The organism is Ferrovibrio sp., from assembly GCF_036381655.1.
Lineage (GTDB): Bacteria > Pseudomonadota > Alphaproteobacteria > Ferrovibrionales > Ferrovibrionaceae > Ferrovibrio.
Genome location: NZ_DASVCJ010000060.1, coordinates 16,561 through 32,910, shown reverse-complemented (window position 1 = coordinate 32,910; position 16,350 = coordinate 16,561). Strand labels below are relative to the sequence as shown.

Sequence of the window (16,350 nt, the reverse complement as noted above, 5' to 3'; positions counted from 1 at the left end):
AAATGAGCCGCTGTGACGCTTTGCTGATCCAGGTCGGCGATCAGACCTATGCCATGCCGCTTCTTCAGATCCAGGAGATCCGCGGCTGGACGCCGGTCACCGGATTGCCGGACGCGGACGCATCCTGCCTTGGGGTGCTGAATCTACGCGGCCATGTGCTGCCGGTCTTCGACGCCCGCCGCATCCTGGGCAAGCCGACACCGGAACCGCGACCCCAGGATGTCATCGTGGTGGCGGTGATGGAGGGCAGGCCGCTCGGCCTGCTGGTCGATGGCGTGTCCGACATCGTCGCGATCGACGAGGAGACGGTGACGGAACCCTCCGAGGGGGAGATGTGGTCGTCCAGACTGATCGACGGCATCGCCACGGTGGGCGAACAGCTCATCCCGCTGCTTGCCCTGGATCGTCTCACCGGCGGTAAGTTGCCGGCACTGCCGGCGGCGGCCTGACGAGGCGAGGAGATGGGCCGGCACGTCAGGCTGGCCCATCCCTTCCCTTCGACTGAGATAGCGTATCGTCATGACGCTGGCTGCGGGAAGCCCTCGCTTCAGGCTGGATATCGGCGAGAGCGGCATCGCCGCGATCGCCGATGCGAGATTGCGCGAACTGGCGGAATATTGGTTCGCGCGCCGCGACGGAACCGGGGTACCACCTCGCGAGGCCATCAATCCGCTGGATTTCCCCCGGCTGTTGCCGAATGTCGGCCTCCTCGACCGAGTTCTGGCGGAGGATGGAAGCGGCTCCGAGCGGTTCCGCATCCGCTTGGCCGGCGAGGAGATAACTTATGCAGTTGGGCGGCCGCTGGCCGGCTATTTTCTCGATGAGGTGCAACCCGACAGGTATCGCGAATTCGCCGCGCTGCTGATCCGCCTGGCGGTCGAGCGCCGACGGCCAGTCTATTCCTCCAGTCTGTTCCACGACGCGGGCAATATCGTCAACGGCCTGACCCATACTTTGCTTATGCCTCTGCACCGTCAGGAATCGGTTGAACCCGACATGCTCTTTGTCTGCCAGTTCTTTCAGCATCGCGAGGATGGCGGCTTGCGGAGCGGCGACTGGCTGAGCGTGACGCCGGAAATCCGCCTGATCGTCTCACCATGAGCTACAGGCCGCGATAAAGATCCTCGACATTGAAGCGGGCCATCTTGCCGGGCAGGTCGGTGAGCCGGTTGACCGCATCGCCGTTGATCCATTCGTATCCGGCGGCCAGAGCGGCCAGGGCCTGGGCGCGGGTGTTCAGGCCGTGGACGTAATATCTGAGACCGACCTTGCCGGCGGCGGCCGCGAATTCGTTCAGGATCCGAATGCGTTCGGCATCGCCCCTCGGCGTCGCCGCCAGATCAAAGCCGACGCCGTTGAGGCCGGCGCCCGTCATCTGGCCGAAATTGCGAAACATCCACGGCACGCGGACATTCTGGCCGCGGCAGAATGGCTTGATGACCGCGATGATCTCCAGGAGGCGGCTTTGCGGCGTGCCTTCCGGCATGCCGTCGAGTTCCAGAACCAGCAATTGGCGCACCGCATCCGGTATGGTGCGGCAGAGATCGAGATAGGCCAGCCGGCCCGTGCGGCTGGCCAGGGTCTCGAAATGGATCGGCCAGCCCAGCAATATCTTCTGGCCCTGAGCGACATTTGCCGCCATGTCGCGCAGCGCACGGCGGGCAATGAAGATATCGAATTCGGCGGTCGACAGAACGCCCTCGTATTCCCGCCGCAGCGCAGTGTCCCACAGGCGGTCGCCGAATACGTTGACGGCACCCACGGTGGCAAAGTAATTCGCGATCACCTTGTGGCGCAGATTCCACATCGGCCGATACATGACCTCCATCGACGCCAGAGCCTTCGCCCTGTCGATCTGCGCAAAGGAAAAGTCCGGCGCCCCGGCTTCGAGCTCCGCGACAGGTTGCTCCGCCGTGGTCGCATTGGCCGCGGAGCCGGTCAGGCGCTGGATCAGTTCCTCCTTGTCCACGGCGCTGAACACCAGAGAGCCATCGCTTTCGAATACGCCGGTGCTCACGTCATTGGCCTCGGCCGCAAAATTCTCGCCCAGCAGGCGGCGGCCGATTTCCTCGCCGATCTCATGGCAGCGCAGTTGCGCCTGATCGACCGTCAGATCCGAGAAGATGATGATGAACGACAAATCGTCGTAACGCGTATAGACATCCGTGGGCCGGCACATGCGCTGGATCACCTTCTGCGCCACATCCTGGGCGCGGTCAGCGATGCGCGGCCATTCGTCGCCCAGCCGCTCCCGAATCTTGCTCAGCCCGACCAGATGGATATTGCCGGACAGGATCGAACGTTGCTGCAGCAGAAGCCGGTTGAGCTGCTGCGAGAAGTCATCCACGTCAACCGGCGCGGTGGAGCCGGGATCGCGGCCGGACGGAGCCGCGATCCGCGCCTCCGCGGGGTCGTCGCTGAAGATCCGCCGAAACAACTCTCCCAATGCCATTACCCTCTCCGTCCAAGATCCGTCCTGTAATTCACCCTCCGCCCGATCCGATCCGCGCGGCGCCCGCCTGCGATAAGTCGAAGAACCGGCCTTCCCCGCCAGCGGAACGCGAATAAGGCCCGTCAGTCAACGCTTTTCAGCGCTTCGATTCGGGATACCGTCCCGGGATGCCGCCCCGGGAAAGCCCGGCGGGACGGCATTTACGCCTGCAGCACCTCCCGTATCTTCTTGGCGAGGTCTTTATAGCGATAGGGCTTATTCAGGAACTGCGCCCCCGCGGGCAGGCCCATGGACCCTGAAATCGCGGCGCCCGGAAATCCCGAAGACACCAGAACCTTCAGCTTCGGATAGCGCTGGCCCACCAGCCGGGCAAGCTCGAGCCCGCTCATGCTGCCCGGCATCACGATGTCGGTGAACAGCAGGTCGAAATGCGCGCCGCCCGCCAACATCTCCAATGCGGTCTCCGCATTGGCGGCGTCGACCACCTGGTAGCCGAGATTCTTGAGCTGCGCGACCAGCGTCTGGCGCATGCCTGCATTGTCCTCGACCAGCAGGATCGCTTCGCTGCCGCGCTCGGCCTGGTGCTCGGCCTCGGCCTGGACGCCGGGGCGCCGCCCGCCGGCATTCGCTGCACGCGGGAAATAGACCCGGACCGTCGTCCCGACGCCGACCTCGCTGTAGATATTCACATTCCCGCCGGACTGCCGGACGAAGCCGAAGACCTGGCTCAGCCCCAGACCGGTGCCCTTGCCTTCCGGCTTGGTGGTGAAAAACGGCTCGAACACGCGATCCAGTATCTCCGGCGGAATGCCGGACCCGGTATCGGTTATTTCCAGCAGCACATATTCTCCCGGCTCCATTTCGGCATGTGCGGAGGCGTAATCGTCGCCCAGGGTCAGAACCTTCGTTTCCACCGTCAAAGTCCCGCCGGCGCTCATGGCATGCGCGGCATTCACGGCAAGATTCATGATGGCAGACTCGAACTGGGCCCGGTCGGCCATGATCAGGCAGGGCTCTGCCGTCGCGACCAGATTGAGCGTGATATTCTCGCCAAGCGCCGTGGACAGGAGCTTGGACATCTCCGAAACGGCCGTACTGGCGTCAATCAATTCGGCATTCAACGATTGCCGCCGCGAGAATGCCAGCAGTTGGCGGGTCAGGGTCGCGCCGCGCTGGCAGGCCTGCATCGCCGCGTCGATCATCCCCTGGACGTCCGATTTCTGCGGAAACATCTCGGCGATCATGTCGAGATTTCCCATCACCACGCCCAGCAGATTATTGAAATCGTGGGCCACGCCGCCGGTCAATTGCCCGACCGCCTCCATCTTCTGCGCATGGACCAGCTGGCGGTCGATCAGCTTGCGTTCGGTGATGTCCTCCGCGACATGAACGACGCTGTGCGGAAAATCGGGGTCGCCCACCAGCGAGGCGCCGGATATGCGCAACGCGATTGCCTTGCCGTCGCGCGTGCGCCCGGCGATTTCGCTACCCTCGAAGTCGCGCGTTACGGCAGCCTTAACGAAATCCCTGAGAAATGCGTGCCGGTTGGCTTCTTCGATGAACGGCGGCGGCTTGCCCAGAACCTCGTTCACCGACCAGCCGAAGGCCTTCTGTGCGGCAGCGCTCCACAGGCTGACATTGCCGTCGGTGTCGAGCACGTAGATTGGCAGCGGCGAGGATGAAATGACGGCGCTGAGCAGGGCATTGCTTTCGCGCAGCGAATCCGCCATCCGGCTGCGGTCGGCGATCTCGTTTTCCAGCGAGCGGTTGACCTCTTCGAGAGCCGTCGTCCTCTGCTGGACCACCTGTTCGAGATGGCGGGCATGCCCCTCGATCTGGGCCTTGGCCTCGGCCAGTTGCGACTGGCTGGCGCGCAGCTGATGGTTCGTGCGCACGATATCTTCGAAGGTCGAAATGAGCAGATCGAGGATCTGCTCCTTGTCGGAGGTGATCGTGAAGGCCTGGCCGAGAAAGAATACCTCGACGCCGAGCTTGATCTTGCTTTCGTGACGCAGTCTCCGGTTCTGGACCGCGGTGCTGATCCGCCCCAGCAGCGTGTCCGGATCGTAAGGCTTCGTCAGGAAATTGTCGGCGCCGCATTCCAGGCCGCGGATGATGTCCATCGGATCGCTGAGGCTCGACAAGAGGATGAAGGGCACATCGCGGCCGCCCCGGCTGGCTTTCAGCGTGCGGCACAGATCGTAGCCCGACTGTCCCGGCATCACGATATCCGAGATGACGATATCGAAGCGCCCGGTCGGGAACATGGAGATCGCCTCGGCGGCGTCGCCGGCTACCGTCACCTCGTGGCCGGCATCTTCCAGGAAGAATTTCAGCTTTTCGGCCTGGGTCCGGCTATCCTCGACGACAAGGATCTTAACCATGGCCCTTGATCTCCTTATTGGATGTGAGGCTGGCAAGGCCTGCCAACCGGAAGGGAATCTCCGGCAGCGGCAGTACCTCCTGCACCACGCCGGCGGAAATTGCCGAACCCGGCATGCCGAAAACCACTGAGGTCGCCTCGTCCTGCGCAATCACTCTGCCGCCCGCTTTGCGCAAGGCCTTCAGCCCCTCCGTGCCGTCGCGCCCCATCCCCGTCAGCACGACTCCCGCGGCCGCAGCGCCAAAATGCTGCGCCACCGAGGAGAACAGGTAATTGGCCGAGGGGCGAAAACCGTCCAGCGGCGCCGCATCCGATACCTGGAGCATTTCGCGGGAAGACACGCCGAGATGGCGATCATCGCTGGCAAAATAGACGGTATGCGGCTCGATGCGCTGACCGTTGGTCGCAATCCGGACTTTCAGGGAGCAGACCGTGTTCAGCCAGTCGACCATGCCGGAGATGAAGCCGTGCGAAATGTGCTGCACGGCGAGAATGGGTATCGGAAAGCTCGCCGGAAGATCGGCAAGCACGCGCTGCAAGGCAGCAGGGCCGCCGGTGGAGGCCGCGATGGCGATGATGCCGGGCCGTGCCGAAGCGGACGTCGCCGTCCGCTGCTCTCGTATCGTTTGCGGCGCGGGGGCGGAGCGGCGCCAGCGTCGCACGACCTTCACGCCGGCCATCAGGCGGACGGTCTGGATGAATTGCCGGCGTGCGGCTTCGGCCTCGTGCAGTTCGCCGCCTTTCGGCGCGGGAATGACGCTCAGCGCCCCGGCTCGCAGCGCACGCATGGAAATCTCGACCTGGGCGGCATCGCGGTCGTCCACCAGGAGTACGATCGGGGTGGGCGATTCGATCATGATTTCCTTGGTCGCCTCGAAGCCGTCCATCTTCGGCAGCCGTATCCCCATGATGACGATGTCGACCTTCAGCCGTATGGCCGCCGCGACCCCCTCCGGTCCGGTGGCCGCGATCGCGCAGACCTCGATATCCGGTTCGCGCCGCAGCGCATCGGCAATCGTCTGGGCGATATGCGGAGAATTCTCGACGATCAGCGCCCGCATCGGCCCGGCCTCCTCACAGAACCTGCCGGACAGCGTCCAGCAAGGTTTCCTGATCGAAGGCGCTCTTGACCAGATAGGCGTCGGCCCCTGCCTGCATGCCCCGCAGCCGATGATCCTCGCTTGCCAGGGCCGTGACCAGCACAATTGGAATCCCCGACAGACGGGGCGAGCTGCGGACAGCCTCCGTCAGGGCGAAGCCGTCCATCCGCGGCATCTCGATGTCGCTGACGATCAGGTCCACGGCCCGTTCCTGCAGCAGGTGCCAGGCCTCGAGCCCGTCCGAGGCCAGGATCACCTCATACCCCGCGGCTTCCAGGATGTTCTGCTCCAGGGTGCGGGTGGTTATCGAATCGTCGACCACGAGAATGCGCCGCATCGTTTCCCCGGCTTCCTCCTGGTAACTGGCGAGGGCGGTGCGGCCGGCAGACGATGCCCTGGCGGCGGCGATCAGTTCGGCGGCGTTGAGCAGCAGCGCGATCGAGCCGTCAGGCAGCACCGCGGCTGCCGAGATCGCCGATGAGCGCTGCAAGCGCCAATCCAGCGCCTGCACGACCAGCTCCCGCTCGGCATTCAAACCGTCGACAATGATCGCGGCGCTTCCCTGGGCGCTCGCGAGCACGACGATGGCGAGCTTTCCGGTCCGGTCAACCCCCTGTTTCGGCAGGCCGAGCAAATCCGCCAGCGACGCTACCGGAATGACCTTGCCATCCAGCTGCAGGACGCTGCGCCCCTGCGCGGACAGCACGGCGCCGGCAGGCAGGCGCAGTATCTTGCTGACGAGGAAGGTATCGATGGCAAAATCGGCATTTCCCGCCTGGACCAGCAGGCCGCGAACCGTGCTCAGGGTCAGCGGCAGCGACAGAATGAAGCGCGTGCCGCGGCCGCTTTCGGTTTCCACGGCAACGACGCCACGCATCGCCTCGACTTCCGATTTGACGACATCGAGGCCGACGCCGCGCCCCGATATCCGGCTGACGGCAGAGGCGGTCGAAAAACCCGACAGGAATATGGTCTCCGCAAGCCCTCTTTCATCGGCGACTTCAGGAATGGCCTGGGCACGCGCATGTTCGCGGATTTTGGAAAAATCGAGGCCGGCACCATCGTCGCCGACCATGATCTCCACCGTGGAGCCGCGCAAACGCGCACTCACCGTAATCCGCCCGGTGGCGGGTTTTCCCGCGGCGGCACGCACTTCGGGCGATTCGATGCCGTGGCTGACGGCATTGCGTACCATGTGGAGCAGCGGATCGCGCAGGCGCTGCAGGATCGTTCTATCGACACGCACATCCTCGCCGCGAAGGATCAGCTCGACTTTCTTCCCGGTGGCGGCGGCGAGGTCGCGCAAAACCCGCGGCAGACGCTCGCAGGCTTCCGAAAAGGGCGACATCCGTATGCTCTGCACGTCGCCGTCCAGTTCGGAAATCGCCAGCCCAAGATCATGCAGATCCTCGGTCAGCACTCTGACGATGGCCTGCAGGTCCTTCTCCAGATCGATCAGATCGCGGCGCAGTCGGCTGCCCCCGGCCGGAGCCGCTTCCGTCGTGCCGGCCGCCACGCTTTGCGGGGCTGCCGGCCTGTCCGCCGTGCCGCGCAGCCCGCGGTCCAGGCGACGCTGCCGGACCCGGTCGATCAGATCGGCCATGCGGTCCAGCTGTGCCAATGGCCGGCGGCCGACCATCACCAGATTGGTGCTTTTCTGACTCAATGCATCGAGCTGCGCCGGAAGGAGCCGGACGGCCATATCCGTGGCGGCGGGCTCCGACGCAGCTTTCGGCCTGGCGGCGGGGACTTCCAGCCGCTGCGGACTGGCCTTGGCATCGCTCGCCATGGCCGCCAGTTGCGGCAGCAGCACAGGCAGCGGACCGGAAGACAGGTCTTGCTCGCGCTCCAGCCGCAAGCCCGCGTCGCGGATGGCGTCGGCGGCCTTCAGGCAGAGCTCCAGCCTGGCATTGTCGATATGGATGGTGCCCCGCCGTTCGGCGCCGAACACCTCCTCCAGCCAGTGGCAGCAATGCTCGACCAGTTCGACATTGACCGATCGTGCGGCACCCTTGAGGCTGTGCGCCGTGCGGAACAGGCTTTCAAGGACATGCTGGCGCCGTTCCAGATCGCACGCCTCGAGCTCCAGCAACCCGCGTTCCAGGTTGCCGCAATGCTCCTGCAGCTCCGTCCTAAACGTGGCCAGGAGCCGCTTCGCCAGCCTGTCCTTGTCAACCGCCAAGGCGATCAGCCCTTGATGAGTTGCTTGAGCTGAGCGCCAAGCGCGTTGAGATTCTGCGCGGCCTGCTCGGACTGCTTGGTCGCCGCCAGGTTCTGGCTTGCAACCTGATTTATCTGGGCCATGGCCTGATGCACCTGCGCCATGCCGGTATTCTGCTGGTTCGCCGAGGCGGCAATCTGGACGGCAGCCTGCACCGCGCTGTTGATGGTTTCGACCAGTTCATTGATCGTGGTGCCCGCGGCATTGATGGTGTCGATCGCACCGCTGACGCTCTTTCCGCTTTCTTCGGTCGCGATCACCGCCGCGCTGGTGGCCTGCTGAATCTCGCCGAGAATCTGGCGGACCTGCCCGGTGGCTTTCTTGGACTGTTCCGCCAATGCCTTGATCTCGCTCGCGACAACCGCGAAGCCTTTCCCGGCTTCGCCAGCGCGGGCCGCCTCGATCGCGGCATTGAGCGCCAGCAGGTTCGTCTGCTCGGCGATCTCGTTGACCGAAGCCGTGATCTCACTGATCGACTGCGCCTGCCGCGCCAGAGCAAGAATGGCCTCGGCGGTGGAGTTCGCCGAATCCTTGACCGCCCCCATCACCTCGATCGATTCGCCGATCGCCCGACGGCCGTTGTTGCCGGCCTCGACGGCGCGCTGGGACGCCTCGACCACCGACTGGGCCCGCTGTGCAGCCTGTTCGGAGGTCTTCAGCACCTCATCGACCGTGGTCACGGTTTCGGATACCGCCGTCGACTGTTCGCGCATGCCGCTCGCCTGCTGCGTGGTTCCGGCCAGGATTTCGGCCGATGCCGAGGCCAGGGCGTCGACGGCGCCGCCGATCGGGACGGTGATGCTGCGGATGAGATAGAAGCCGCCGACCGCCAGCAGCACGAAGCTGAGCGCCGTCCCCCAGATGATGGCATCGAAGCTGCGGTTCGCGATGGCGGCGGAGTCCTGCTTGCTGGCCTCCAGCCGGGCTTGCAGTTCGCGCTCGATGTCGTCGAGCGATGCCCGCATTTCGGCGGTCAGCTGCTTGGCCCGCGCGGCCGTCGCCAGCGCCTGGTCCGCACCGGCGGTACCGAAAGTCTCCATGGCCTCCCGCGTGATGCCGCGCCGCTCGGCGATGAGACGGAGTATCTTTTGCAATTCCGGCAGCTTGTAATCGGCGCCGCGCACCAGATCGGTGAGGTGCTGCACATGCCGGTCAAAATTTGCGACCGCCGCCGTATAATCGGCCTGATAGCGCTGATCTTTCGTCAACAGGTAGGTGAGGGCGTTGTTTTCCGTCCCCAGCAGGTCTGCTTCGACGGCGTTCAGGTCGACGAGAATGCTGTAGGCACCCACGATCGGTTCGCGGCTGTCGAGCAGGCTGCGGGTATTGTTGTAGGCGATCCAGCCTACGATCGCCAAGATGACCGGGCCGATGAGGAATCCCAGTATGAGCTTCTGCTGTACGGTGAACCGGGTCATGTTTCCCCCTGACATTCTAGTCTTGACCAACGCTTCCAAGCCCTTCGGGGCCGGTGAATAGCGGCCCGCCGGTTTTCGCCAGCGGCTCGCCGTCGAGCACAATGATGCCTGTTGCGGTAAGGCCGCGCGTGCAGCCGGTCAGCGCCGCCGTGCTTTCCGGCGGCGTCAGCGCGCCGGCCCGCACGGATTCGACTTGCAGCACCTCGTCCGCAAGCAGCGCGAAGCGGGACGTCTCCGTCCCGCAGACGATGGCCCGCGTCTGCTCGGTCATCGGCTTCTGCGGCTGGCCGATCGCCTGGCTCAGGCTGAAGGCGCTGACGATACCGCCGCGCAGCGTGAAAATACCGGCGAAGGGCGGTCTGGCGCCGGGAATCTGCACCAGAGAACCGACCCGGACCACCTGCGCGACGAAGGCCAGATCGAGGCCATATAATTCGGCGCCGACCCGGAAAACGAGGATCACATGGATCGCATCGTCGCCAGCCGCTGCCGGCGGCGCGGCGAGCCGGCGGGCGCGTTCCTCGATGATCCTGGCTTCGATCGGATCGAAACCGGGGGCAAGCGTCGCCGATGCGGTCCGATCTGTGCTCATGGCGCTTCGCTATGCCGGATTGTCGCTGCGGTCAGCATCGGATCACATCATCCTTTCCGCTTGAAGATGGTGGCGCGCCGCCTCGCGCAGCATGGCGGCGGTCTCGCCATCGGCAAAGCGGACCTTCTCTTCCGGCGGCAGCGCCGCGCAGAGCGCCTCGACTTTGCGGTAGGAACGCCGAGCCGCCTCCTTCTGGCCGGTCCGGGCCAGCGCGGTCGCCAGGATGAAATGCCCCATGACGAGAGAGCCATCGAGATAGACGACCCGCCGCGCAATGGCGCAGGCGGCCTGGAAGCGCCGCGCGCTCAGCAGGGCCATGGCATGCAGATACTGGATTTCGACATTCAGCGGATGGGCCTTGGCGGCAGCCTGTGCCAGGGCGCTGAAGTCCGGCGTGCCAGCATCGGCCGCCGCGCGGACCTGCTGCGCGGCGCGTGCCGCCTCGCTCTCGGCGGCCTGTTCCGACGTGCGGGCGGGGTTCTGCGGCTTTGTCCGCGCTGCCGCTCGGCCCAGGGCCAGCGGCCTGGCGCGCGGCACCGGCATTGGCGGTTGCATCGAAGCCAGCGGGGGGGTGGCGGCCCGGGCGCGCTCGGGCCGCCTGGCCGCGGCGGCGATGCTCGCGCCCGGCATCCGGGAGGCCGCCGCCAATGCCCGCGCCGGCCGACGGTAGAAGAGGCCCGCGCCGGTCGAGACCACCTCGAACGGCGCGAAATCCCACAATGGCGGATCCGATGGGCCGATGATCAGCCAGCCGCCCGGCGCAAGGGCCTCGAAGAGCTGGCCGGCCAGTCGACGGATCGCCGCCGGATCGAAATAGATCATCACGTTCCGGCACAGGATCAGATTCATGTCGCTGCCGGCCCTGCCGGCGGCGGCATCGCCCGGATCGGCGGCGAGATTGCCGAACTGGAAGGACACGCGGCTGCGGATACGCTCGCTCAGGACGAAACGGGCGCCATAGCGGCGGAAAAACCGCCTGGCTCCCGCCGCGGCCTCGCCGCGGAAGGACCAGTCGCTGTAACTGCCCCGCATCGCCTTCTGCAGGGAAGCGCGGCAGATATCGGTGGCAAGAATGCAGGAGCGCTCGCCGAGACCGAGCTCGTCGAGCAGGATCGCCAGCGAATAGGCCTCTTCTCCGGTCGCGCATCCTGCGCTCCAACTCTGGAAGACGGCATTCGCTGGATGGGTGGCCGTGAACTCGGGAATGACCCGTTCCCGGATCAGGTCGAAATGCTGCGGATCGCGGAAGAAATAGGTTTCCGCAACCGTCAGTTCGGAGACGAGGCTGTCCAGAACCGGATGGCCGGCAAGCAGGGCGTCCTTCAGGCGCGCCGGGCTGGCGATCTTGTTGGCGCTCATGACACGCCGTATGCCGGCCTCCAGTTCGCCGCGCCGGTTGGCGGGAATCGTCCCGCCGCTGAAATGCGCGAACCATTCCAGCACGTCGGCGCAGTGCAGTTCGGTTTCGGCGCTCATGGGACCGCCTGATCGAATTCCGCCAGCGCCGCCAGCTCGGTTTCGCGCAGGAACAGCTCGGGGTCGTGAATGAAGATGATGTCGCCATCGAATTGCGCGACGCCGGAAATGTACCGGCTTCCGGGCACGATGGCGGCGGCGGCGGTGACGGCCTCGTCTGGCAGTTCGGCGACCGTGCCGGCCCGGTCGACATGCAGGGCGAGCCTGCGGCCGGCAATCCTGACGACGATCAGGTGATCGGAAAGCGCATCGGGTTTGGGCGGCAGGCCGAAGCGGGCGCGGATGTCCAGAACGGGCAGGGCGGCGCCGCGCAGATCGACGATGCCCTCGACGATAGCGGGGACCTGAGGAACATGCCGTGCCGGCACGAACGGCAGGACCTCCTCGACGGCCGCGATGCCGATGGCGAATCGTTGCCGGTCCAGCTCAAAAATCAGGCTTGGCATCCCCCGCCTGCCGCATCCGGCCCCCCTCCTGCGAATACCGTTTGAACCTAGATATGTCGGCGCCGGCCGACAACTTAGAAAAACAATAACCTGGGGCCCGCCAGGGCTTCAGATCGCCTCCCCCAGAAGGGTCCTGATCGCCGCGATCAGTTGCTTCGGCAGGAACGGCTTCGCGATGACCGTGTCGGCGCCAAAGCTCTTTGCGAATTCCAGCATATCCATGTTGCGCATCCTGCCGCCGCCGGACATGGCGATGATGCGCACATTGTTGCTCTGCTTGCGGATGCGCATGATCATTTCCAGCCCGTCGGTTTCCGGCATCAGCACATCGGTGACGATCACATCGAAGGCCCCGGTCGCCAGCGTCTTCAGCGCCGCATCGCCATTCGGCGCGACGGCGACCGTGTGGCCGGCCGCCTGCAGCGCCGTCTTCAGCGTCTCGCGCAGCAGGGGTTCGTCGTCAACCAGAAGAATGCGGGCCATGTGAATGCTCCATGCTCGGTCGCGACATCAGGATTTTCGGCGGTGGGTTCGGCCGCCGGGGTCCCGATGGGGCGGTCAGGCTGCGAGCGAACGCCCGAAATCGGCGTGCCCACGCTAAGGTTCTATCTGTATACCGTTGAACCCGGGCCGCACGCAACCAAAGATGGATTGGCTGCCGCCTACAGTCGATTTATTCGTGATTGGCTATATTGCGCCGCAGCATGCCTGGCGTTTGGAAGAACTACACTTGTATCCAAAAGAAGGGCTCCGCCCCCAGTCCTTCGGTCGTAGACCTTTTCTTGTTCGTAGCTCGGAATGCAATCTTGAGCTGCCGTCAGTACAGGCAGAAGACGGCCGCCTAGGCGACCGCCTCGACGGATTTGGCGCCAGGCGGCTTTTTGCCCTGGACGTCTGCGATCGGCATCGAGCCATCCCCAAGGATCGGCCCCAGCTCTTCGGCAGGGATGCCGCTCGCCGCCATCTGCTCGGCGAGGGCATTCTTCAGCCGCTGCAGGCCGGCAGGATCGGCGGCTTCACACCGTCCGACCAGAACATTCTGGGTGTTCGAGGCGCGCAGCAGCCACCAGCCATCTTGTGTCGTCACACGCACGCCATCGATGTCGTTGACCTCGGCGCCATTGCGTTTGAGCCGCAGTTTCACCTCGTCGATGATGGCGAACTTGCGCGCTTCGTCCACCTCGATGCGCAACTCGGGTGTATTGACGGTCTGCGGCAGCCGGTCGTGAAGATCGGCCAGGCTGCGACTGCTGCGGGCGACGATGTTCAACAGCCGCACCGCGGCGTAGAGCGCATCGTCGTATCCAAAATATCGGTCGGCGAAAAAGATGTGGCCGCTCATCTCGCCGGCGAAGACGGCACCGCATTCCTGCATCTTGGATTTGATCAGCGAATGGCCGCTTTTCCACATGATCGGATTGCCGCCCAAGCGCTCGATCGCGTCGAAGACCGTCTGGCTGGTCTTCACATCGGCGATGATCGTGGCGCCCGGCTGCCGCCGCAGGATTTCCTCCGACCAGAGGATCATCAGCTGGTCGCCCCAGAGAATGTTGCCGCGGTTGTCGATGACGCCGAGCCGGTCGCCATCGCCATCGAAGGCGATGCCAAGATCGCATCCTTCGCTCAGCACCGTGGCGCGGAGCTGCTCCAAGGTCTCGGGCAGAGTCGGATCGGGATGGTGCGCGGGAAAGCTGCCGTCGATCGTCCCGTTGAGCACGATATGCCGGCCGGGAAGATAATGCGTGATGCGCTGGACCACCGCGCCGGAAGCGCCGTTGCCGGGATCCCAGGCGACCGATAGCGAACGCGCCAGTTCCGCGTCGTGCATCAGGCGGCGGACATAGGCGCCGAAGACGGAGCGGCGGATCGAGCGGCCGTTGCCGCTGGCAAATTCGCCGTTCCTCATCAGCGTTCCGAGCCGCTGGATATCTGCGCCATGCACGCTGCGTCCGCCGAGGACCAGCTTGAAGCCGTTGTATTCGGGCGGATTGTGCGATCCGGTGATCATCGCCGCCGCATCGGCGCCGAGATGCCGGCCGGCGAAATACAGCATCGGCGTCGGCCCGACGCCGATGCGCAGGACGTCCATCCCGGCCATGCGCAGGCCTTTTGAAAAGGCGTTGGCCAGTGCCGGCGAGCTGTGCCGGCCGTCCTGGCCGAGCGCGACGACGCGGCCGCCATTGTCGGCGACGAAGGTGCCGAACGCTCGTCCGAGCGCCTGCGCATCCGCTACGGTAAGCGTCGATCCGACAATGCCGCGGATATCGTATTCGCGCAGGATGCTGGCATCGAACTGGTGCCTGGACATTACCTCACTCCTTTCAACAGGCGGCAGACGCGGCGAGACATTCGCGCCGTTTCACTGGCGCGCGGCGGCCTCGTGCAAGGTCGCGCACATTAAGGCGAAACCATCATCTATGCTGTGTGTTAATTGTGTGGTCATGACATAAACGAGATTGCTGTGACTTTTCCGTGGCCCAGTCATCGTTTTGCCTCTCCGTGCTTGAACGCGGCAGCGGCACTCATAGAATGACGGCGGCTTTTCGGCCCTGTTCTATGACGGCCGTTGCCAAATCATGCTCGCCCTGCAGCGATGCAGGCACGAACCCGCAAAGGGATGACCGGGGGAAAGCTTGAGATGGCAGATGCTGGGCATCGGGAGATGCCTGGCGAATGGATTGTCGTGGAGCGAGACCGAGCGCAATGACAACCGGCGCTACCAATTCTGTGTGGATGAGGTCTACGCAGGCCGGCAACGACGCCGGCACAGCGAGGCGGGCCATGAAGGACCGTTCTGCGAGGGGGTGTGCGTCGTGGTTGCTTGTAAGTGGCTGCTTGGTTCTGCTGGGTGGCTGCGACGCACGGTATTGGCCGATGGGCAGTAAATGGCCGGGGGCGACGCAGCCGATGGCCGCATCGTCACATCAGTCTGGATCTGGTTCCAAACATAAAAAGGGGGCAGACAAGGCAGAAAAGAACGAGGCGACGAACGCTTCCGAACAATCGTCCTCTCCGGGCGATACCAGCGTGGTTCTCACTTCAGCCGTACCACCATCAGTTGGCGAAGATCGCGACATGTCGTTGTCCGGTCTTCGTGAAGACGAGTTGCGTGATCTGTTGGGCAAGCCAACGGTTGTCGAAGATCGTCCGCCGGCAAAAATTTGGCGGTACAAACAGGCCAGTTGCCATCTGAATGTCTCATTTTACCCCGATGTAGAAACCAGGGTTTTCCGAATCCTAAGCTACGAGGTGAAAAGCAATGACGACACTGATCAGGGAAAGCGCCAATGCTGGTCCGAGCTACGCTCCCATGCCAGGTCGAAATGAACTCTTCCGCAATGAAGAGACAGTTCGCGTTATCCTAGTTGACGATGACGACGATTTCCGGGAAGCGATCACTGGCGAGCTGACCGATGAAGGCTTCAGCGTGCAGGGCTTTAGCGACGGCGCCAGCATGTTCGACTACTTCAGCCAGGGCGGCACGGGCGACGTCATCGTCCTCGATTGGCGCCTGCCGGGGCTGTCCGGCCTGGATCTTTTGGGCCAGATGCGTCGCCGCGGCATCATGCTGCCGGCGATTTTCCTGACCGGTATGCCGGCGACTGCCTATGAGAGTGCGGCGCTTGACAGCGGCGCTCTCGATTTCGTCAACAAGTCGCGCGGTGCGGCGATCCTTGCCAAGCGCATCCGCCTCAGCCTGAGTCCGGCCAAACTGCCGGCTGAGCAGCGGCGTCAGGAAGTGATTCATTGCGGCGATCTGACCTTGCGGCCGCAGGTCAGCCGCGCTCTGTGGCGCGGCGAGGACGTCAACCTCACAGTGGTCGAGTACAACATCGTTTCTCTTCTGGTGCAGAGCTCAGGCGAATACGTCACGTACCGGTCAATATACGATTGCGTTCATCATGCGGGTTTCATCGCAGGGAATGGCGAAGATGGATACCGGACAAACGTACGATCCTCGATCAAACGCATCCGCAATAAGTTCCGCGCCCTCGATCCAGATTTTTCCCAGATCGAAAACTTCCTTGCCTTCGGCTACCGCTGGCGAGGCGCCGCCGACGTCCATACCGTCAGCGAACCGGCCTGATTTTTGGCGTCGGCTGCGCCGCCTCGGCGCATCGCTGACGCTGAAACTGGTCGGTCTGGTCGCTGTCTTCATTGCGTTGCCGATAGTCCTGTATGGCCAGTTCGAAAGCGCTGATGCACAGCGTCGCGAACTGGTCGTACGCGGCATACAGCATCGCAACTGGCTGATCGCGCAG

General features: G+C 64.2%; 15 protein-coding genes. 4 read left to right on the top strand and 11 right to left on the bottom strand.

The window, feature by feature from the left end:
- Positions 1-2 precede the first annotated feature (2 nt).
- Positions 3-449: a chemotaxis protein CheW gene (locus VF194_RS12620; protein WP_330891509.1), complete on the top strand. Its 447-nt coding sequence runs from the start codon at positions 3-5 to the stop codon at positions 447-449.
- Between the two features lie 148 nt (positions 450-597).
- Complete coding sequence (locus tag VF194_RS12615) at positions 598-1,101, top strand: PAS domain-containing protein (RefSeq protein ID WP_330891507.1); 504 nt, start codon at positions 598-600, stop codon at positions 1,099-1,101.
- Between the two features lies 1 nt (position 1,102).
- On the opposite strand, the gene VF194_RS12610 is transcribed toward VF194_RS12615, so the two are convergent.
- From VF194_RS12610 to pgmG, 10 genes are all read right to left on the bottom strand, one after another.
- Complete coding sequence (locus VF194_RS12610; RefSeq protein WP_330891505.1) at positions 1,103-2,452, bottom strand: hypothetical protein; 1,350 nt, start codon at positions 2,450-2,452, stop codon at positions 1,103-1,105.
- A 200-nt stretch (positions 2,453-2,652) separates the two neighbouring features.
- Complete coding sequence (locus VF194_RS12605; protein WP_330891504.1) at positions 2,653-4,836, bottom strand: response regulator; 2,184 nt, start codon at positions 4,834-4,836, stop codon at positions 2,653-2,655.
- Entirely contained in the window at positions 4,829-5,896 is a 1,068-nt protein-coding gene (gene cheB, locus VF194_RS12600; protein WP_330891502.1) for a chemotaxis-specific protein-glutamate methyltransferase CheB, read from the bottom strand. The genes VF194_RS12605 and cheB overlap by 8 nt, the downstream gene beginning before the upstream one ends.
- Positions 5,897-5,909: 13 nt before the next feature.
- Positions 5,910-8,117 (bottom strand): hybrid sensor histidine kinase/response regulator, encoded by a 2,208-nt coding sequence (locus tag VF194_RS12595; protein ID WP_330891500.1) that lies wholly within the window; start codon positions 8,115-8,117, stop codon positions 5,910-5,912.
- 5 nt (positions 8,118-8,122) lie between these two features.
- On the bottom strand, positions 8,123-9,574 hold the full coding sequence (locus tag VF194_RS12590) for a HAMP domain-containing methyl-accepting chemotaxis protein (RefSeq protein ID WP_330891498.1): 1,452 nt from the start codon (positions 9,572-9,574) through the stop codon (positions 8,123-8,125).
- A 16-nt stretch (positions 9,575-9,590) separates the two neighbouring features.
- Positions 9,591-10,166, bottom strand: coding sequence for a chemotaxis protein CheW (locus VF194_RS12585; RefSeq protein WP_330891496.1), 576 nt, complete (start codon positions 10,164-10,166; stop codon positions 9,591-9,593).
- A 42-nt stretch (positions 10,167-10,208) separates the two neighbouring features.
- A complete protein-coding gene (locus VF194_RS12580) occupies positions 10,209-11,642 on the bottom strand; it encodes a protein-glutamate O-methyltransferase CheR (RefSeq protein ID WP_330891494.1) in 1,434 nt (477 codons plus the stop codon).
- Complete coding sequence (locus tag VF194_RS12575) at positions 11,639-12,088, bottom strand: chemotaxis protein CheW (RefSeq protein ID WP_330891492.1); 450 nt, start codon at positions 12,086-12,088, stop codon at positions 11,639-11,641. The genes VF194_RS12580 and VF194_RS12575 overlap by 4 nt, the downstream gene beginning before the upstream one ends.
- Positions 12,089-12,196: 108 nt before the next feature.
- Positions 12,197-12,571, bottom strand: coding sequence for a response regulator (locus VF194_RS12570; protein ID WP_330891490.1), 375 nt, complete (start codon positions 12,569-12,571; stop codon positions 12,197-12,199).
- A 358-nt stretch (positions 12,572-12,929) separates the two neighbouring features.
- Positions 12,930-14,396 (bottom strand): phosphoglucomutase/phosphomannomutase PgmG, encoded by a 1,467-nt coding sequence (gene pgmG, locus VF194_RS12565; RefSeq protein WP_330891488.1) that lies wholly within the window; start codon positions 14,394-14,396, stop codon positions 12,930-12,932.
- Positions 14,397-14,962: 566 nt separating this feature from the next.
- Here pgmG and VF194_RS12560 point away from each other — a divergent pair.
- Positions 14,963-15,415, top strand: coding sequence for a hypothetical protein (locus tag VF194_RS12560; RefSeq protein WP_330891486.1), 453 nt, complete (start codon positions 14,963-14,965; stop codon positions 15,413-15,415).
- A complete protein-coding gene (locus tag VF194_RS12555) occupies positions 15,348-16,175 on the top strand; it encodes a response regulator transcription factor (RefSeq protein WP_330891484.1) in 828 nt (275 codons plus the stop codon). The genes VF194_RS12560 and VF194_RS12555 overlap by 68 nt, the downstream gene beginning before the upstream one ends.
- On the opposite strand, the gene VF194_RS12550 is transcribed toward VF194_RS12555, so the two are convergent.
- Positions 16,159-16,329 carry a hypothetical protein gene (locus tag VF194_RS12550; RefSeq protein WP_330891482.1) on the bottom strand — a complete coding sequence of 57 codons (171 nt, stop codon included), beginning with the start codon at positions 16,327-16,329 and terminating at the stop codon, positions 16,159-16,161. The genes VF194_RS12555 and VF194_RS12550 overlap by 17 nt on opposite strands.
- Between the last annotated feature and the right edge of the window lie 21 nt (positions 16,330-16,350).